General features: G+C 60.6%; 16 protein-coding genes. 12 read left to right on the top strand and 4 right to left on the bottom strand.

Features of this window, described 5'->3' with window-relative positions; all coding sequences use genetic code 11:
- Positions 1–153 precede the first annotated feature (153 nt).
- The 3 genes from P3T43_RS03290 to P3T43_RS03280 all read left to right on the top strand — a co-directional run bounded on the left by P3T43_RS03290 (position 154) and on the right by P3T43_RS03280 (position 2198).
- Complete coding sequence (locus P3T43_RS03290) at positions 154–585, top strand: hypothetical protein (RefSeq protein ID WP_429279615.1); 432 nt, start codon at positions 154–156, stop codon at positions 583–585.
- A 110-nt stretch (positions 586–695) separates the two neighbouring features.
- The gene (locus P3T43_RS03285) at positions 696–1328 is read left to right on the top strand and encodes an NUDIX hydrolase (RefSeq protein WP_429279614.1); all 633 of its coding nucleotides are present in this window, start codon (positions 696–698) and stop codon (positions 1326–1328) included.
- Between the two features lie 126 nt (positions 1329–1454).
- Positions 1455–2198 carry a sulfite exporter TauE/SafE family protein gene (locus P3T43_RS03280; RefSeq protein WP_429279613.1) on the top strand — a complete coding sequence of 248 codons (744 nt, stop codon included), beginning with the start codon at positions 1455–1457 and terminating at the stop codon, positions 2196–2198.
- 80 nt (positions 2199–2278) lie between these two features.
- Here the strand turns inward: P3T43_RS03280 and P3T43_RS03275 are convergent, their stop codons facing one another.
- Entirely contained in the window at positions 2279–2785 is a 507-nt protein-coding gene (locus tag P3T43_RS03275; protein ID WP_429279612.1) for a universal stress protein, read from the bottom strand.
- A gap of 146 nt (positions 2786–2931) precedes the next feature.
- Positions 2932–3498 carry a glycine zipper domain-containing protein gene (locus P3T43_RS03270; protein ID WP_429279611.1) on the bottom strand — a complete coding sequence of 189 codons (567 nt, stop codon included), beginning with the start codon at positions 3496–3498 and terminating at the stop codon, positions 2932–2934.
- 514 nt (positions 3499–4012) lie between these two features.
- Between P3T43_RS03270 and P3T43_RS03265 the strand changes: the two genes are divergently transcribed.
- From P3T43_RS03265 to P3T43_RS03245, 5 genes are all read left to right on the top strand, one after another.
- Positions 4013–5314: a gallate dioxygenase gene (locus P3T43_RS03265; RefSeq protein WP_429279610.1), complete on the top strand. Its 1302-nt coding sequence runs from the start codon at positions 4013–4015 to the stop codon at positions 5312–5314.
- Positions 5315–5447: 133 nt separating this feature from the next.
- Entirely contained in the window at positions 5448–6797 is a 1350-nt protein-coding gene (locus P3T43_RS03260) for an MFS transporter (RefSeq protein ID WP_429279609.1), read from the top strand.
- A gap of 74 nt (positions 6798–6871) precedes the next feature.
- Complete coding sequence (locus tag P3T43_RS03255) at positions 6872–7897, top strand: amidohydrolase family protein (protein WP_429279608.1); 1026 nt, start codon at positions 6872–6874, stop codon at positions 7895–7897.
- A 2-nt stretch (positions 7898–7899) separates the two neighbouring features.
- Positions 7900–8583, top strand: coding sequence for a 4-carboxy-4-hydroxy-2-oxoadipate aldolase/oxaloacetate decarboxylase (ligK, locus tag P3T43_RS03250; protein ID WP_429279607.1), 684 nt, complete (start codon positions 7900–7902; stop codon positions 8581–8583).
- 15 nt (positions 8584–8598) lie between these two features.
- Positions 8599–9306 carry a substrate-binding domain-containing protein gene (locus P3T43_RS03245; protein ID WP_429279606.1) on the top strand — a complete coding sequence of 236 codons (708 nt, stop codon included), beginning with the start codon at positions 8599–8601 and terminating at the stop codon, positions 9304–9306.
- Positions 9307–9434: 128 nt separating this feature from the next.
- Here the strand turns inward: P3T43_RS03245 and P3T43_RS03240 are convergent, their stop codons facing one another.
- Entirely contained in the window at positions 9435–10556 is a 1122-nt protein-coding gene (locus P3T43_RS03240) for a porin (RefSeq protein ID WP_429279605.1), read from the bottom strand.
- Positions 10557–10605: 49 nt separating this feature from the next.
- Entirely contained in the window at positions 10606–11151 is a 546-nt protein-coding gene (locus P3T43_RS03235; protein WP_429279604.1) for a hypothetical protein, read from the bottom strand.
- A gap of 394 nt (positions 11152–11545) precedes the next feature.
- Between P3T43_RS03235 and P3T43_RS03230 the strand changes: the two genes are divergently transcribed.
- The 4 genes from P3T43_RS03230 (at position 11546) to P3T43_RS03215 (ending at position 17660) form a co-directional block, all read left to right on the top strand.
- On the top strand, positions 11546–12844 hold the full coding sequence (locus P3T43_RS03230) for a LysR family transcriptional regulator (protein ID WP_429279603.1): 1299 nt from the start codon (positions 11546–11548) through the stop codon (positions 12842–12844).
- A gap of 500 nt (positions 12845–13344) precedes the next feature.
- Positions 13345–15129, top strand: a complete 1785-nt coding sequence (locus P3T43_RS03225) for a phospholipase C (RefSeq protein WP_429279602.1) — start codon at positions 13345–13347, stop codon at positions 15127–15129.
- Positions 15130–15267: 138 nt separating this feature from the next.
- Entirely contained in the window at positions 15268–16713 is a 1446-nt protein-coding gene (locus P3T43_RS03220; RefSeq protein WP_429279601.1) for a cytochrome-c peroxidase, read from the top strand.
- A 158-nt stretch (positions 16714–16871) separates the two neighbouring features.
- Complete coding sequence (locus P3T43_RS03215) at positions 16872–17660, top strand: FRG domain-containing protein (RefSeq protein WP_429279600.1); 789 nt, start codon at positions 16872–16874, stop codon at positions 17658–17660.
- Positions 17661–18242: the final 582 nt, after the last annotated feature.

The following is an 18242-nucleotide window of genomic DNA, read 5'->3' as shown; positions in this document are numbered from 1 at the left end:
ACCCGTGTTCGCGCCCGTTGCTATCCCCCCATAGCGGGGGACCCTTCCGGGGCCCCCGTCTGGAGGCGTTTTCCCCTCTCATGGCCGGTTTTGCCAAAGACGCCATCCGCGCAGCATGGAGTCGTTGCAGATCCGACCACAAGGGACTTCGCTATGCGTACGCTATACCCCGGTTTGAAGAGCCTGCTGAACACCTTCGGCTTCGCTTCGGAAGACGAGACACGGTCTAGTCGGTTCAAGCCGGATCCTGAACCGGTGGCGGAGCGGGAAGCAACCCTCCTGGCGGAAATTGTGCGGGCGCGATCGCTCATTAGCCGGATCGAGTCGCGCGGCGTGAAATTCCCCATCCAGATATACGAGGTGCTCGAACAGACCTACGCGGCGTACGAACAGAATCGCTGGACCCTGCAGGTCGATCGGAGCTTCTACAACACCTTGAGCCTGCTGGAGTCGGTCGTACGCCACCGGCGTGGCGCCGCAGCGGGAGGACGTGCATCGCCGGATGCAACCGTCCGCAATAGCGGCAGTCCGGGCTGGACCGTCATCATCAGCAATCGCCGGAAGGTGCTGGACGGGAATTGGTGAGCGGGCGGTGTGGATTGCCCGCAAGGTTCGAGGACAATGCCGGGAGCCCATGTTTGGATTAGAGTGGCATGTGGTTTTTCATCAATCGTCCCTAGAGGCGGAACGACTCCATGCGTGTACCTGATGAATTGACGAAACGACGACTAACACAAGCGCGTCGCCTGTTGGCGATCGCACAAACGGGGCTGCATTACACGACCGGAGCATTCGACAAGGAACGCTACCAGGAATTGCTCGGTCTCGCACAGGACCAGCTTGCCGACCTTGCGGATGTCAGTACCGCCCACGTCGCGCAACTTTTCGCTCATGAAAGAGGTTACGCAAATCCGAAAATCGACGTCCGCTGCGCCGTCTTCAATGAGACCGGCGAGGTGCTGCTCGTGCGCGAAGCCGCGGATGGCCGATGGTCCCTGCCCGGAGGATGGGCCGACATCGGCGCCTCGCCGGGCGAGAATGCGATACGTGAAGTCCGCGAGGAGAGCGGGTACATCGTGACTTTGGCTCGATTGCTCGCGGTGTGGGACATGCCGAAGCACGAACACCCGCCTTCGCTGTTCCACACCTGGAAACTGGTGTTTCTCGGCAACATTGTCGCGGCCGGCGATATTTCCGGCGTGGAAACAGACGCCGTTGGATTCTTTCCGGTCGGGGTGTTGCCGCCGTTATCGCTGGGGCGAATCTTGCCCGAACAGATTCGCAGACTTGACGAACTTCGGCGCAACGGGGAAACGGAGTTTGACTGAGGCAACAGTCGCCAGCTGGATCATCATCTGCGAACGGAACCGGAAAAGAGCACGCGAGTGGCGAAAAATCTGCGAGCGCGCTAGGCTTTGCGTTCACATTACGACGCCCATGCCGAAGGTACCCTAATGACTCTCCACCTGCTGATTCTGGTCGCCGGCATCTGGGCCGGTGCACAGAACGCGCTTGCCGGCGGGGGATCGTTTGTCACCTTGCCCACGCTCATCCTGTCCGGCATGACGCCGCTTGCGGCCAACATCACGTCGACGGTCGCGCTGTTTCCGGGGCAATCGGCCTCGGGGATTGCCGCGGCGAAACTGGTCACCGGCGCGGGCAAGCTTCCGTTCCGGGCTTTGTTCGTGATCAGTCTGGTGGGCGGCGCGCTCGGCGGACTGCTGCTGTTAAGCACACCTTCAAAGGTGTTCGAGCATCTCGTACCCTGGCTCGTGCTGTTCGCCACCGTGATGTTCGCGTGGGGCAGTTTCTTCCGCAAGACCCGTGAAGGAAGCGCCAATCTCGGACCCATCAAGACCTCGGTCGCGCAGCTTGCGATTGCCGTCTACGGTGGTTATTTTGGCGGCGGTATCGGCTTCCTGATGATGGCCGCGCTCTCGATGGCCGGCGTACCCACCCGCAACGCGGCCGCGATCAAGAATGCGCTTGCAGGCGTGATGAATGCGTCCGCCGTGGTGATCTTCGTGATGTCGCCGCAATTGCACTGGATCGCGGCCATCACGATGGGCTGTGGCGCGATCGTGGGGGGCGTGACCGGTTCATGGGCCGTGCAACGTATCAACGAACGGGCGCTGCGGGTCATCGTGGTCTGTATCGGTGTAGCACTCACCATTGGGCTGTTCGTGCGGCCGGTCTGAGCGGCCGCCCCCGGCGGTGACCACGTTTGATTCTCGCGATGGCTCAGGCGAGTGCATCGAAGGCATCGCCTAGGTTTTCGTTATCGGGCGCTCGTTACCTTTGCGTCGGTCCAGCGGGCGCCGGCACGCTGCGTCTGACCGCCCGTGGGCTTCCCGGTGACGATCTGGATGGGCGTGCTGCTGTGGCGCCGGACGTCGGCGGCAACGTCCTGGCTCATCCAGCGCATCCAGCCCGATTTGCGGTCGCCCAGAACAATCAGGTCGGCGTCCACTTCGTTTGCGAACGACGCAATCGCGGAACCGATCGTCACGCCTGACAGGGGTAATGTGACCATGCGAGCGTCCGCAGTGTGGGCATGCTCGTCCAGCATATTCGCCATACGCGTGGCGATGGTGCGTCCGTTTGCCTCCATGGCTTCGACGATCAGACCGACATCGGCATCAAGCGGCCCAAGGAAGCAGGGCGTCGGGTCGACCACGTGCAGCGCAACGATGTGAGCGTCGTATTTGCGGGCGACTTCAATGGCCGACGCCATGACGGTGTCGGACGAATTCGCGCTGACGGCAACGAGGATTTTCGTAAACATAATGAACACCTTCCAGTAATGGGACGCACGACAGCAGTCTCGTGCTGTTCGTGATCCATGGCGATATCGTCGCGCCTCAAAGTAAGGGAAAACCTGGCGCGGCATGGCTTGCCGGAAACAGGCGTGAGCGTCCTTAGCCGGCCAACCTAGTAGGCCCAATATCCGTAGCGTTGCGGATAGCCGTACACGACCGGGGCCGGGGGCGGCGCATACACGACGGGCGGTGCGGCGTAGACCGGGGGCGGGGCGTAGACCGTCGGTTGCGCGGAAATGCTGTTGCCCTTGGACGTCATGCACTGGGCGTAGGCGGCGTCATAACGCGCCTGCAGCCCGGCGGACGAATCCCGCGCCCCGTTTGCACCCGCGGCACTGCCGAGCAGCAGGCCCGCGCCGGCGCCAATGGCTGCGCCAACGCCGGCGTTGCCGGCTGCGGCGCCGAGGAGCGCGCCAGCGGCGGCGCCGCCCAGCGTACCGATCGCGGAACTGCCCACCCCGCTTTGCAACGCGCTTTGCGAAGCCTGGCCGGGATCGTCCGAGTGGAAGGCATAGTCCCGGCATGCGTAATCGTCCTGCTGGAACTGGTTGAGTGGCATGCCCTTCGGCGGCAGCGCGACCACGGACGGGCCGGTGGGCGGCATCACGGCGCAGCCCGTCAATGCGACTGCAACGACAAGCATGGGTGCGGCGACGCGGGTGATTCTTGAGAGGTTCATGATGGTCTCGGTGTTCGGTTCGTGGTTCGATGGAAGCCATCGTAACGAGGCCGAATGAGTACAGAATTAGGTCGAATTCCATCCAGTCGCTGCACGCTCACCCGCGAACCCATCCGCCGGACTACGCTCGCCCTGCCGATTGCGACTTCATTCTCGCGACATCTAATCTGTTTATGGGCAAGGTGATGCCGCAATTCGGTGCGTGCACCCTTGCCGATCCGCACGGTTCCTGGGCATTGCCTTTACAGACGGGCTTTCCAGCGAAATTTTCCGGCTCCCGGCCAATGCATGGAATGGCAGGAGCCTGTGCATTTCGGTCATTGCTTCTCGTTAACCCTCCCTTTTGAGTCGCGGCCTACGCGGTTACTTTCTGGGCGGTCAGGTAGTGGCGCGAATCGGCTGCCACACCTCTGCATCTCTGCATCTCATCCCAGCGCGACGGCGCTTTCTGTGGCATTCGCCAGGCGCGCAGGCTGAAGTGCCGTCTCAAGCGGGTTTTTGAAGGAGTACGGATATGGCACGGATCATTGGAGGCATTGCCGCCTCGCATACGCCCACCATCGGATTTGCTTTCGACAAGAACAAGCGGGACGACCCCGTTTGGGCGCCGATCTTCGAAAATTTTGCGCCAGTGGCAGACTGGCTTGCCGAGAAAAAGCCGGATGTCATCCTCGCCATCTACAACGACCACGTCACGTCGTTTTTCTTCGATCACTACTCGGCGTTCACGCTAGGCGTGGGTCCCGAGTGGCACGTCGCGGACGAGGGCGGCGGCGCGCGCGATCTGCCGCCTATCAACGGGCATCCTGGCCTCGCCGCGCACATCGGCAGTTCGCTCATGGCCGATGAATTCGACATGTCCTTCTTCCAGAACAAGGCGCTCGATCACGGCTGCTTTTCGCCGCTGTCCATGCTGTGTCCGCACAAGCCTGAATGGCCCGTCAAACTGGTACCGCTACAGATGGGCGTGTTGCAGATGCCTATTCCGAGCGCGCGCCGTTTCTACAAGCTTGGCAAGGCGCTCAGGCGTGCAATCGAAAGTTATCCTGAGGATCTGAAGGTCGTGATCCTCGCGACCGGCGGTCTGTCGCATCAGGTACATGGCGAGCGCGCGGGGTTCAACAATACCGAATGGGACCAGCGCTTCCTCGATCTGTTCGAGCGCGATCCGGAGCAACTGGCCGAGATGACCCTCGCCGAATATGCGGAACTCGGTGGCTTCGAGGGCGCGGAAGTGGTCATGTGGCTTGCCATGCGCGGCGCGCTGTCCGCCAATGTCACCTGCAAGCATCGCAGCTACTACCTGCCGTCGATGGCGGGCATCGCGACGGCGATTTACGAAGGCGAGGACCGCGGCACCGATCCTGCAATCGTCGAACGCCACCGGCGTCACATCGAGCATCAGACTGCGGGCATCGAAAAGCTGGAGGGCACTTACCCGTTCACGATCGAAGCGGCCGTGCGGGCGTACCGCATCAACGATTTTCTGCACCGGATGGTGGAGCCCGCGCATCGCACCGCCTTCATGCTCGACGCCGAAGCAAGCTTCGAGGCCGCGGGTCTGAGCGATGAGGAGCGCGACCTGATTCGTCGACGCGACTGGCGCGGCCTGCTGCACTACGGCGTGATCTTCTTCATGCTCGAGAAACTCGGCGCCGTCACCGGCGTATCGAACCTGCATATCTATGCTGCCATGCGCGGGGAAACGCTCGAAGCCTTTCAACGCACACGGAATGCGCCGGGCGCGCTGTACTCGGTAGCAGGCAAAACGGCAGGAAAGCTCGATTGGGACAGTGCGGAGAAAACGAAGACCTGAGACGCGGACATGGCGTCCAGCATGTTAATGACGACGGTGGTCATAGCAACCAACCGGCGCATGGAGACTGCAATTACCTTGCATGAGGCCACGGAAGCGCTGAAGCGCTCACTCTGGCCGACAGGAGACACAGATGGCGAACGGAAAAGCAATTGATATCAAGGCCTTTATCGACGAACGGACAATCTCGCCGTACCAGTGGCTTCTGGTGGCGCTGTGTTTTCTCATCGTGACGACGGACGGCATGGACGTGGCCATCATGGGCTTTGTTGCGCCCTCGATCATCCACGACTGGGGCATCTCGCGTCCCGCGTTCGGCCTGGTGATGAGCTCGGCGCCGATTGGCCTCGTAATCGGTGCCCTGACGGCGGGACCTGCGTCGGATCGTGTCGGGCGCAAACGGGTGCTGATTACCTCCATTTTCCTGTTTGGCGTTTTCACGATCCTGACGGCCTTTACTCATTCGCCGGTGACGATGGCGTTGTTGCGACTGCTGGCGGGGATCGGCCTCGGTGCGGCAATGCCCAACACGACGACCTTGCTATCGGAATACGCCCCTCAGCGCAAGCGCTCGCTGCTGATCACCATCATGTTCACGGGTTTCAACCTGGGTTCGGCGCTGATCGGTTTTGCTGCGGGCTGGCTGATTCCTGAACACGGTTGGCGCTCGGTATTGATTTTCGGCGGAGCGTTGCCGCTGGCGTTGATCCCACTGCAGATCTGGTTGCTGCCGGAATCGGCGCGTCTGCTGGCGGTGCGCGGCGCACCCTCGGCGCGTATCGGCGCCGTGCTTGGACGGGTGTGCGGCGCACGGTTTTCCGGCGACGAAGTCTTCGTCTCCAACGAACCGCCGTTGCCCACGCGAAAGCCGATAGGCGTGCTGTTTTCGCAAGGCTACGGACTCCTGACGGGCGCGCTCTGGGTGACTTATTTCATGGGCTTGCTCGTCATCTATCTGCTGACGGGCTGGCTGCCGACCTTGATGAAAGACGCGGGTTTGACAGTCAGCACAGCCGCCAATGTGACGGCCATGTTCCAGATCGGCGGGACCCTTGGCGCGATTCTCGTCGGCTGGAGCATGGACAAGGTCCGGCCGGCTCCGGTCATCAGCGCTGCCTATGTGGGTGGCGCGGTGTGCGTGCTGGCGCTCGGATGGATCGGCGCGCTCTCTTCTTCGCTTACCTTGCTCGTGTTCGCTGCGGGCTTCTGTATGAGCGGCGCGCAGACCGGTTTGAATGCATTTGCGCCGGGCCGCTATCCGACGGTTGCGCGCGCAACGGGTGTCAGCTGGATGCTCGGTGTGGGACGTTTCGGCAGCATCTTTGGATCTGCGGTGGGCGGCGCGCTGCTCGGACTTGGGTGGCAATTCGGCGCCATTCTGGCGATGCTGGCCATCCCCGCGACCCTCGCGGCGATCGCCATCCTGTTGGCCCAGCGCACACGCGTTGGCGAGGCCGTTCCTCATCCAACCACAGCACACTAAACGCTTCGGCGCGCATGGCAGGCGTGGAACGCGTCGCCCCGCGCCGGTAATCGGACCAGTTTTTTGGAGCGACGATGATTATCGATATTCATGGCCATTACACCACCGCGCCGAAGGCGTTGGAGGCATGGCGCAACCGCCAGATTGCGGGCATCAACAGTCCGGCCGAGAAACCGGCGGTTGCGGAATTGCACATCAGTGACGATGAGTTGCGCGAGTCGATTGAAGGCAACCAGTTAAGGCTTATGCGGGAGCGCGGCCTCGACCTGACCATCTTCAGCCCGCGCGCGAGCTTCATGGCCCATCACATTGGTGACTTCGAAGTCTCCAGTACCTGGGCTGCGATCTGCAATGAGTTGTGTTTTCGGGTGAGCGAACTCTTCCCCGACCATTTCGTTCCAGCGGCGATGTTGCCGCAAAGCCCTGGGGTGGACACGGACACCTGCATTCCTGAACTCGTCAAGTGTGTGGAGCAGTACGGCAATGTGGCGATCAATCTGAATCCGGATCCGTCGGGCGGTCACTGGACCAGCCCGCCGCTGTCGGATCGCTACTGGTATCCCCTCTACGAGAAGATGGTGGAGTACGACATCCCCGCCATGATCCACGTGAGCACGAGCTGCAATGCATGCTTTCACACCACCGGCGCGCACTATCTGAACGCCGATACCACGGCGTTCATGCAGTGCCTCACGTCGGACCTGTTTCGCGATTTCCCCACGCTGCGCTTTGTGATTCCGCATGGTGGCGGCGCGGTCCCTTACCACTGGGGCCGGTTCCGGGGACTCGCCCAGGAGATGAAGAAGCCTTTGCTGAAGGACCATCTGCTGAACAATATTTTCTTTGACACGTGCGTCTACCATCAGCCTGGAATCGATCTGCTTACGCGTGTGATTCCCGTCGACAACATCCTGTTTGCGAGTGAAATGATCGGTGCGGTCCGTGGAATCGATCCAGAAACCGGTCACTATTTCGACGACACCAAACGCTACGTCGAAGCCGCGTATATCGACGCTGATGAGCGGTACAAGATCTACGAGGGTAATGCACGTCGCGCCTATCCACGGCTCGACGCAGCGCTGAAAAGCAAGGGGCACTAAACATGTATGAACTAGGCGTGGTGTATCGCAACATTCAACGTGCGGACGGTGACGTCGCCGCGAGGCTCGGTGAACTCGGCACCGCGACCGTGCACGAAGCCATGGGCCGTACCGGTCTGATGAAGCCGTATATGCGCCCGATCTATGTCGGCGCGCGCGCGGGCGGCACAGTGGTGACGGTCCTGCTGCAACCGGGCGACAATTGGATGCTGCACGTCGCAGCGGAACAGATCCGGCCCGGCGACATTGTCGTGGCGGCCGTGACGACGGATTGCACCGACGGCTACTTCGGTGACCTGCTGGCAACGAGCTTCCAGGCGCGCGGCGCGCGGGGACTGATTATCGATGGTGGCGTGCGCGACGTGCAGGTGCTGACGGAGATGAAGTTTCCGGTGTGGAGCAAAGCCATTTCCGCCAAAGGAACCGTCAAGGCGACGCTGGGTTCCGTGAATATTCCGGTGGTGTGTGCCGGTGCATTAGTGAACCCCGGCGACGTTATCGTGGCTGACGACGACGGTGTGGTCGCCGTGCCCGCAGCGCAGGCGCAAAAGGTGCTGGACAAAGCCGCTGCGCGCGAGGCTTTCGAGGGCGAAAAGCGGGCGAAGCTCGCCTCGGGTGTGCTCGGTCTGGATATGTACAACATGCGTGAGCCGTTGCGGCAAGCTGGATTGCGCTACATCGATTGAGGAAGGGCGGTCACCATGGCCATAAATGAAACCATCCGCCGGCCGATCGCCGGCATCTCTTCGATGGCCACCCGGAACCTGCTGGCGGATCTGGTCGCGCAATACGAACAACGCCAGCATCGGCGCGTCGTGATCGAATCGGTCGGCGGCGTTGCGGCTGCTCGGCGCGTGCAGGAGGGCGAGCGCTTCGATGTCGTGGTGCTTGCCGCTGACGCGATCGACCAGCTCGCGGCAGATGGCCGGATCGTGGCGGGCCGCCGGGTCGACCTGGCCCGTTCAGGAGTCGCAATCGCGGTGGCTGCCGGCGCGCCGCGCCCCGATATCGGCACAGAGGCGGCGTTGCGCGAGGCTATTCTGGCCGCGCGCAGCATCGGCTATTCGACGGGACCTAGCGGGACGCATCTGGTGCGCCTTTTCGAGCAATGGGGTATCGTTGAAGCGCTCGCGCCGCGCATCGTGCAGGCACCGCCTGGCGTGCCGGTTGGTACGCTCGTCGCGGATGGCGAGGTCGAACTTGGCTTTCAGCAATTGAGCGAGATGCTGCACGTGCCGGGCATCGACGTCATTGGCGCTTTGCCGGCAGAAGTGCAGATCGTTACGATCTTCTCGGCTGCGATTTGTACGGTTTCCGATCAATGTGAAGCAGCACAGGCGTTGCTGTCCTTTCTGGCCTCGCCCGAAACTGCCCGGGTCAAGCTCGATCACGGGATGGAGCCGGTGTAACCGGCAGGCTGGTTTCGGAAGTTCTGTCACGGTAGTTCGAGTGTCCAACGAGCAGCGCTCATCCCCATCAGACAATCAGTTTGCGGCCCGGATCTAACGGTCTACGTTATCCGGGCCGCGACTTATGCCTAGAACACGTGCCGGATGCCGATCTGTGCGCCGGTTTCGCTCTGACCTTTACCCGGTGTCACGAACGCCCCTGTCGTAATACTGGCACCCGTCATTTTGTACTGTGCCGTGTTGGAGTTATTCAACCTCGACACCACGGCATAGAGCCGCGTCGCTTTGGAGAGGTCATAGTTGACGATGGCGCTGAACTCGCGCGCCGTGTTGTCCAGCGACGAACTATCCGTGATGAACGCGTATCCGGCACCGAGGCTCAGGAACGGCGTGACGTGGTAATCGGCGGAGAACGAATAGGTGTTGTGGTAGTTGCCTGCCACGTTGCCCACTACGCCGGTCGCTGGATTGTATTTTCCGGCGGGATTCGCGAGCGCGTTGCCGGTGGTCGCGGAGATGATGTCATTGGCCCTGAAAAAGCCGAAGTAAAGCTTCCCCGAACCGTAATCGTAGTTCGCACCCGCGAGGATTTCCTGAACACGGACACTGTTGGTCGGATTAGCCGCATTCAGATAAGCCAACGCAAGATAGGCCGGGCCAACGTTCGACTGGACTGCTGCCTGATAGACCGCATTTCCCGCGGTAGTCCCCGGTTCTCCGCCAACCGAATAATGCAGTTCGACCTGGGTGCCATAGAGTTTCGGCGAGATGTACGCAATATCGTTGTCGACCCGTGCCTGCCAGTTGGCGAAGTTGTTATAGCCGGATCCGTAGGTTGCGGAGCTGAACGCGTCAAGATTGCCGCTCCACGCGAACATGGGCGTATTTTGACGCCCGAGCCTCACTTCGCCGTAAGGCGCTGCAATGCCCACCCAAGCCTGTCTGTCGAAGAACCGATAGGCGTTCTGCATGGCGCCCGTACCTGGATCGAAACCGTTTTCCAGATTGAAGACCGCACGATATCCGCCGCCAAGATCCTCGGATCCCCTTATTCCCCAGCGGCTCGTGAGTTCTCCATTGTTCCCGAGGGCGACGAGCGTCGTACTTTTGCCAGCGACCTTGGTCGACTGATAGCCCACGAATTCGTCGAGTACCCCGTACAAAGTGACGGACGATTGTGCGCGTGCCTGTCCGGCCAGAGTCAGTTCCAGCGCGATTGAAAGGAGTACTACTATTCGTTTTCGATTCATTTTTTGTCTCGTGTTGTTTTTTTAATGCATCAGACCGGGCGTTGCCGAATCACAGACCGGGTTTGGATGCGAGCATTCTTTTTACGGTGAGAGCGAGCGGGATGGTGAAGCAGAAGTGAGACATGAAGCCGCCGATGACCACGGCGGGATCGTAGTAGTTCGGGTGATTATCACCGGCGATCATGATTGCGACGTGCATGGCGATCCACGCGATGATGGCGTAGAACAGGGCAACGAAAGTGGCTTCATATCCGCGGCGGCGGAAATACGGCCAGATCACGGCAAACAGGACACCCCAGGCAATCGCAAACACAAAGTGAATGGCGGTGCCCAGCAAATAGGCCCATATGCCGAGCGCCTCCTGAAAGGCCTTGCCGAAGACGAGACCCGTGGCGTTGCGTGGAATGCCGGCCAGCGGCATCTGGTGTTGCAGCCCCACCCAGATCAGTGCTTCGTAAATCCAGATGCACACCGCGCCGGTTACGCCGCCCACCGCGCCAGCGCGTAGGGTTGCCTTTAGATCCGGCCTGTCTGAAACATTCGACGTCGAATCGCTATTGACGTCATGCCCGCTTACGCTGAAGTTGCCACCCATTTGTCGTCTCCTCAAGTCATGCATATAAAAAATGTCGTACGTGAAGGGTTAAACCGCTTTCACGTGCTTAACTTCATCAACAGGTTCATGCAGTATTCGATACGTCACCGCCGCCGGACGAGCAAGGAAGTGGATCGGATCGGAGCCCAACATATAGAAAACGGGGAGGCAGCGGTAAGTTGGGGTTAACCAGTCACGATGTACAAAGCAGGGCTGATTCAGAACGGTTTCACGTTTGCCGAGGGCCGGGGTATGCTGCTGGAATCCGCGTGGCATAAGCTTCCATTGGTATTGCGAAGCCCCGGCGGGTGCGTGGCTGGAGATCGATGCAGTCTCCAGGTCATAAACAGATCAGATGGCAAAAGAACGAAGTCGCAACCTCTGGCAGGTCACCGTGAGCAACAACGAACTTCTCAACCTGGCGCATCTGCGTGCATTCAAGCTCGTCGCCGACACCGGCAGTGCAACACGCGCCGCGGCGGACCTCTTTCGCGCGCAGTCCGCCGTGACGCGATCCGTGAAGGAACTCGAGTCGGCTCTCGGCGAACCGCTCTTTGAGCGCAAGCCGTCCGGCATGTTGCCCACGCCCACCGGGCGTGCCGTGCTCAAGCGTTGTGAGCGCATCTTCGCTGAAATCGGCGCGCTGGCATTGTGGAGTGCGACGCGGCAAGCGCGTCGTCGTGTTCCCGCCGAAGGCGCGCTACCGGCCTATCTGCTGAACACGCGGCGGCTACAGATATTCGTCGCACTGGCGCGGCATCGGCATATGCCTACTGCGGCAAATTCGTTCGGCATTAGTCAACCCGCGGTGAGCAGTGCGATTCGGGTGCTGGAGAGCGGGTCCGGTTTGCGTCTGTTCCATCGGAGTCCACGCGGCATTCTGCTGACCACCGAGGGTGAAACCTTCCTGCTACATGTGGGGCGGGCCTTGAACGAGTTGCGTCACGTGCCCGACGATATCGCCGAGCTGCACGGCAATATCCAGGGGGCAGTGACAGTGGGCGCGCTGCCGCTTGGTCGCACGTTGATACTCCCCAATGCAATCGAGCGGCTCACAGCACGGCATCCTGGCGTGCGCGTCGTGACGGACGAGAGTGCCTACGAAATGCTGGTGGCCAGGCTACGCGCCGGCGACATTGATTTCATCCTCGGTGCGTTGCGTGACAACGACCCCGGCAGCGGTCTGCACAACGAGCGGTTGATGACAGAAAACATGGTTGCATTGGCTCGTCGCGACCATCCGCTCGCCAATGCGCGAGGACTCACGATCGCGGACTTGCGACACGCCCAGTGGATTCTGCCGCGCAGCAATGCGCCCACCCGCGCACTGTTCGATTCCCAGTTTCGCCGCGCCAAACTCAAGTCACCTATGCCCACGGTCGAAACGGCTGACCTCGCGGTTATCCGCGGACTGCTGCTGCGCACCGATATGGTGGCGGCAGTCTCGGCGCAGCAATTGCACTACGAGTGCGAGTCTGGGCAACTGGTCGTGCTCGATGTTCCATTTCATAACACGGAGCGCAATATCGGTTTGACGTTGCGCGCGGAGGGGACACCGTCTCCCGCGGCACGTGCAGCGATCGATGCAATCCGGCTTGCGGTCGCGGAGCTTGCCGGACCAGGCGTTTTACGCCACTCCAGCGACGCTCGGGTCAGCCGCGTCTTTGATCCAGACTTGCAGAAGCTCCGGTAATTGAAGGTCGTCGCAGGGCATCTGCACACGCTCGTGCGACGGATCGTCAGCGGTTTTGCGAGGTCTAGGTTATTGATTCGATGAATTGACGAAATTCTGTCTTTTTTGAAATCGGCTCTGCCGATCACACTGGCGTCACAATCGGGGCAAAAGCGCTAAAGAAAAATAATAAGTGATGCGTATAAATGCAGGGCATGACACACGCACCGATTGACTTCGAATATCCCGGTGTGGCGCGTCTATTCACGATCCCCACTGGCAATACATTCGGTTCCCATAACGCGAAACATTACAGATTGCCTTCGCTCAAGATTGAATGATTAGACCTCCAGACGGTCGACGACTTCGCAGGATATCTTTCGACCCATCTATAAAACCTTCATATTCGAATGCTCCAATGCTGCGGCGTAACCGAGCTGACAACATGCTGTACTCCTTCAACAAACCGGCTTCTTTCCGTTGACCGATGGATCCGCCGCAGAATATCCGGAGCGCCCCACATGTTTCAAAGAAAAACGCTGTTACCGATTTCGTTCGCGGTGACGTTGCTTGCGCTGGCTGCTTGCGGCAGTAACGTCAAGAGCACGCCCGCAGCGTCCGCACAGGACGAACTGCAGACCGCGACGCCAATCAAGCATGTCGTAGTCATCTTTGGGGAGAACGAATCGTTCGACCACTACTTCGGCACCTACCCGAGCGCGAAGAACCCCTCTGGCGAACCGTCGTTCACCGCCGCATCCGGCACGCCGACGGTCAATGGTTTGACGGCCGCATTGCTGAGCGCGAATCCAACTGTCTCGAACACCGCGAACCCGGCCGGCACCAATATCAATCCGTTCCGCCTCGACCGTACCCAGGCCGGCACGGAGAGCCAGAACCACGGCTACTCGGCGGAACAGCTCGCAGCCGACGGCGGCAAGATGGACCTGTACCCGCTGAATACCGGTAACAACGCGACGGGTTCCACCGGCGAATTCGGCACGCCTGGCCTTGTGATGGGCTACTACGACGGCAACACCGTCACGGCGCTGTGGAACTATGCGCAGAACTTCGCGATGAGCGACAACGCCTATACCGATACCTACGGCCCGTCGACGCCAGGCGCGATTGCCGTGGTATCGGGCCAGCACAATGGCGTCGTGGTCACGAAAAACAACGCTGTGGTGGCAGGCAGCGCGACGGCGAACCCATCGAGCAATGTGGTCTACGATTTGCAGGGCGGCTGGACGCTGGTTGGGGATCTGGATCCGACTGGCGATGCCTGCACGCTAGCGGCCAATCCGTCCAACACAACGGCGACCGCGACGTTGACGTCGAAGAACGTGGGAGATCTGCTCAATTCGGCCAGCATTACCTGGGGCGGTTTCATGGGCGGGTTCAACCTGACCACGGTCAACCCGAACGGCACGACGGGCTGTGCACGGACGACCTTCTCGAGCGTGCTGGGGCAGAGCGAGGGAGACTATGTTCAGCACCACGCGTGGTTCCAGTACTACGCGAGTACGCAGAATCTTGCGCATACCCGTCCGACCTCGGTGGCGCTGATTGGCCATACCGATCCGCTCGACAATACGGCGACGCCGGTGCACCACCAGTATGACGTGAACGACTTCTTCGCCGCAGTGTCCTCCGGCAACTATCCGTCGGTCAGCTTCCTGAAGGCACCTTCTGTGGCCGACGCGCACCCGGGTAACTCGGATCCGCTCGACGAACAGGCCTTCGTGGCGAGCGTGGTGAACTTCCTGCAACAGCAGCCGGACTGGAAGAACACCGCGGTCATCGTCACGTATGACGATTCGGACGGTTGGTACGACCACCAGTTCGCGACGCCCACGACCTCGTCGTTCGACAGCACCACGGTGGAAAGCGCCGGCAACAGCTCGGATAACAAGCGCAGCGTGACCGGTGCCGACCAGGTTACCAGCGCGGGCGTGTGTAACGCGACGGGCGCGGTGCAAGGTGTCGGTGTCAACGGTGGTGCGGTCAACGGCCGCTGCGGTCCGGGCACGCGCATTCCGCTACTCGTTATCTCGCCGTATGCGAAGCCGAACTACGTCGATCACACGCAGATCACGCAGGCATCAGTGGTGCGATTTATTGAGGACAACTGGCTTGGCGGTGCACGTCTTGGCCAAGGTTCGAACGACGCCAGCGCGGGCAGCATCATGAGCCTGTTCAACTTCTCGACGACCACCCCGAATCCGGTGCTGTACCTCGATCCGAGTCAGGGTACCAAGGTCGCTTCGCCGCCGGCGTCCGCTTCCGCGACGCAACCGTCGGTCTGAGCCTCATAAGCCGACACGCTGCACGGTCGGCTCACGTCCCGGTGGCTCACGCTGCCGGGACGATGGTTTTTGGAGAGGCCCGGCTTCGGCCGGGTCCTATGCGTTCTTGATACCTTCTGCGCTTCTCGCTACCTTCACATGTCTACCAGCCCACACTCCACATCGCCATCAGCCGGATCGCCTCTCGTCCCCCAGCCGCCTGGACAAACGAGGCCGCGCGGCCGGGGGCGCCTGTTGGCGGCGGTGGTTGTCGTGCTGTTCGCCATTGCGGGTTTGGGCGGCTACGCGCTGACGTACCCTGAGCGGATGCCCGATGCAGTGGGAGAATATGTCGCGGGTCTGACTGGAGCGAATCCTCATCCGGTACAACTGGTATTGCCGCCGTCCGCTCCTTTGAGTGCTGTCGCTCAACTGGGCCAGCAGATTTTCTACGACACTTCCTTGTCCGCTTCGGGCAAGCAGTCGTGTGCGTCGTGCCATAGCCCCCAACATTCGTACGGACCGCCAAATGATCTGGCTGTGCAGCTAGGCGGTCCGCATCTGGACCAGGCGGGCTACCGTCCGCCGCCGTCGCTCGCCTACCTCTACCGTCAGGCGGTTTTCAGCATCGGACCTGATGCGGCGGATGCCGAGGCACCGCCCGATTTCGCTGCACTTGCATCGGCTGCAAAGGGGACACAGCGTGCCGACAAGGTCGCGGGTCTGGCTCCCGCTGCCCCGGCGATGGTACCTCAAGGCGGTCTGTTCTGGGATGGACGCGCGGATACCTTGCAAAAGCAGGCCATCGGGCCGCTGCTCGATCCGAACGAAATGGCCAATGCGAGTCTTGACGATGTGGCCGCCAAACTAGCCCGCACACCTTACGCCAAAACATTTCAGCAACTGTTCGGAGCGCGGGTTCTCAATGATCCGAAACTGTTCGCGGCGGAGGCCATGTTCGCGGTTGGGCGCTATGAATTCGAGGAACCGTCATTCCACGCGTTCACCAGCAAATACGACTACTGGCTGCAAGGCAAGGCGCGATTGACGCAAACCGAACTGCGGGGCCTGCATCTATTCAACGACTCGAAGAAAGCCAACTGCGCCGGCTGCCATCTGAGCGCGCCGACCGCCGACCATCTGCCGCCGCTTTTCACCGACACGCAATACGAAGCGCTCGGCGTGCCTCGCAACCTCACGCTGGCGCACAACCGCGATCCCAAGGCTTACGATATTGGATTGTGCGGCCCGATCCGCAAGGATCTGGCGACGCAAACGCAGTATTGCTCGATGTTCCTCACGCCGACGCTACGCAACAGTGCCGCGCGGCACATCTACTTCCACAACGGCGTGTATCACGACATGAAGCAGGTGATGGACTTCTACAACCTGCGCAATACGAATCCCGAGAAGATCTATCCGCGCGACGCGTCGGGCAAGGTGATGGTTTTCAACGATGTACCCAAGGAATATCAGGCCAACATCGATTACGCCGATGCGCCGTTCGACGTCAAACCGACCGACAAACCGGCGATGACGGATCAGGACATCAAGGACATCATTGCTTTTATCGGCACGTTGAACGACGGCTACCATCCTGACTGATGGGTGGTTTTGCCGAGATGCCGATTTGCTTCGCCCGGCAGCGGGGTGCTGTGCGTGGCCGATCGGCGACGAAGCGGATGGACGCTCGATATGGCCGTGCAAACGCGGCATCGTTGAGCGATCATTGGGTTTTCTGTCCGCTTCCCGGAGCCTCGCCCATGCAAACAACCGTCGTCTCGAGCTGGAAACAATTTATGGAGCTATCGGCGACGCTCGACGGCTGGGCATTTCGAGGACAACAGGACGCAGAGTGGCCGCTGCTGAGTTCGCTGTCGCGCTATATGCTGGCGTACGTGGCAGATCGCTCCCAGTGGCGCGCGCGCGAGGAGCGCGCGATTCGCATCTTCAGGCGCAAGGCGCACAACTATGTGCAGCATCCGACCCTGCTCGACGACGATCTGCGCTGCCTGAGTCTCATGCAGCACCATGGCGCGCCCACGCGATTGCTCGATTTCACCAAGTCGCCGTTCGTAGCCGCGTTCTTCGCACTCGAACGCTCGGTGTCCGACGTGGCGATCTTCGCGCTCAACACGCCGGTGCTATGGAACAACCGTGCGCTTCCTGAAGGCGCACCCGAACTGACCCGGACGCTGATCGATCCTCGCGTGGACGGAAATCTCGAGAAGTACTTTCTCGACAACAGCAATCCCGTCGTCTGGTTCGGCGAGCCGGAGGAGATGGATGACCGGCTGATCGCGCAGTCGGGTACGTTCGTGGTGCCTGGCGTGATCGACCGGCCGCTGCCCGATATCCTCGACGGCTATGCGAGCGACGACGAACTGCTGCGTAAGATCGTGCTGCCTTCCTCGGTGCGCGGGGATGCCATGAAGTGGCTGTACAGAATGAACATTACGAATGCGTCGCTGTTCCCCGGCCTCGACGGTCTCGCGCGTTCCATTGCAGTGGAGATCGAGATGGTCTGGCCGTCGCCCCCACTGGCGGATTGACGGAGCGTGAGCGGCGTTGCGTGAGGCTTTATATCCCCTTCGCTGCTGTGTGGGTATCGACCGCGATCCCTTGCTGATAGGCGTGGTGAGACGGAGCATCGTCTGGTCGATAAGAGCATCGCGCCAGCAAAGCTTAAAGACGCCGATGCCTAAGAATGCAAAGCAACGCCCTTGACGCTAAAGGCTTAAAGAAGCCGATGCCTAAGAAAGCGGCAGCAACATCTGCTCTGGCTTGCCTAAGCGTCATAGACCCATCTTTGGCTTAGCGAAGCCCATCGAGAGTCTGCTGGACGTTGTGGTCCGGCGGCCTAAAACTTTTTTCGCGAATAGGGTTGACGGGATGGAAAGGGCATCGCATAATTCGCCTCCCGTTTGATGACGGACGCGAAGAAAGCAGAGCTTCTGAGCGAGAGTTCTTTAAAAATTAACAGCCGATAAGTGTGGGCGCTTGATGCGCGACGCGGCGGTGGGTCCTTCGGGGTCTGTCGCAAAAGCGAAAGTATCAAGTCTCACACAGTAATGAAAGGAAAGGTTTTCCTGTTTTCGGACAGGATGATCAATCGTCAGTACGTTGAGTGAGCG

Source organism: Paraburkholderia sp. GAS41, assembly GCF_050436545.1.
Taxonomy (GTDB): domain Bacteria; phylum Pseudomonadota; class Gammaproteobacteria; order Burkholderiales; family Burkholderiaceae; genus Paraburkholderia.
The sequence above is the reverse complement of the archived record's forward strand: the minus strand, read 5'-3'. Positions and strand labels throughout refer to the sequence as shown.

Bases quoted from the DNA above. Each gene is read 5' to 3' on its own strand.
- P3T43_RS03290 (WP_429279615.1), top strand. From the start codon at position 154: ATGCGTACGCTATACCCCGGTTTGAAGAGCCTGCTGAACACCTTCGGC.
- P3T43_RS03285 (WP_429279614.1), top strand. From the start codon at position 696: ATGCGTGTACCTGATGAATTGACGAAACGACGACTAACACAAGCGCGT.
- P3T43_RS03280 (WP_429279613.1), top strand. From the start codon at position 1,455: ATGACTCTCCACCTGCTGATTCTGGTCGCCGGCATCTGGGCCGGTGCA.
- P3T43_RS03275 (WP_429279612.1), bottom strand. From the start codon at position 2,785: ATGTTTACGAAAATCCTCGTTGCCGTCAGCGCGAATTCGTCCGACACC.
- P3T43_RS03270 (WP_429279611.1), bottom strand. From the start codon at position 3,498: ATGAACCTCTCAAGAATCACCCGCGTCGCCGCACCCATGCTTGTCGTT.
- P3T43_RS03265 (WP_429279610.1), top strand. From the start codon at position 4,013: ATGGCACGGATCATTGGAGGCATTGCCGCCTCGCATACGCCCACCATC.
- P3T43_RS03260 (WP_429279609.1), top strand. From the start codon at position 5,448: ATGGCGAACGGAAAAGCAATTGATATCAAGGCCTTTATCGACGAACGG.
- P3T43_RS03255 (WP_429279608.1), top strand. From the start codon at position 6,872: ATGATTATCGATATTCATGGCCATTACACCACCGCGCCGAAGGCGTTG.
- ligK (WP_429279607.1), top strand. From the start codon at position 7,900: ATGTATGAACTAGGCGTGGTGTATCGCAACATTCAACGTGCGGACGGT.
- P3T43_RS03245 (WP_429279606.1), top strand. From the start codon at position 8,599: ATGGCCATAAATGAAACCATCCGCCGGCCGATCGCCGGCATCTCTTCG.
- P3T43_RS03240 (WP_429279605.1), bottom strand. From the start codon at position 10,556: ATGAATCGAAAACGAATAGTAGTACTCCTTTCAATCGCGCTGGAACTG.
- P3T43_RS03235 (WP_429279604.1), bottom strand. From the start codon at position 11,151: ATGGGTGGCAACTTCAGCGTAAGCGGGCATGACGTCAATAGCGATTCG.
- P3T43_RS03225 (WP_429279602.1), top strand. From the start codon at position 13,345: ATGTTTCAAAGAAAAACGCTGTTACCGATTTCGTTCGCGGTGACGTTG.
- P3T43_RS03220 (WP_429279601.1), top strand. From the start codon at position 15,268: ATGTCTACCAGCCCACACTCCACATCGCCATCAGCCGGATCGCCTCTC.
- P3T43_RS03215 (WP_429279600.1), top strand. From the start codon at position 16,872: ATGCAAACAACCGTCGTCTCGAGCTGGAAACAATTTATGGAGCTATCG.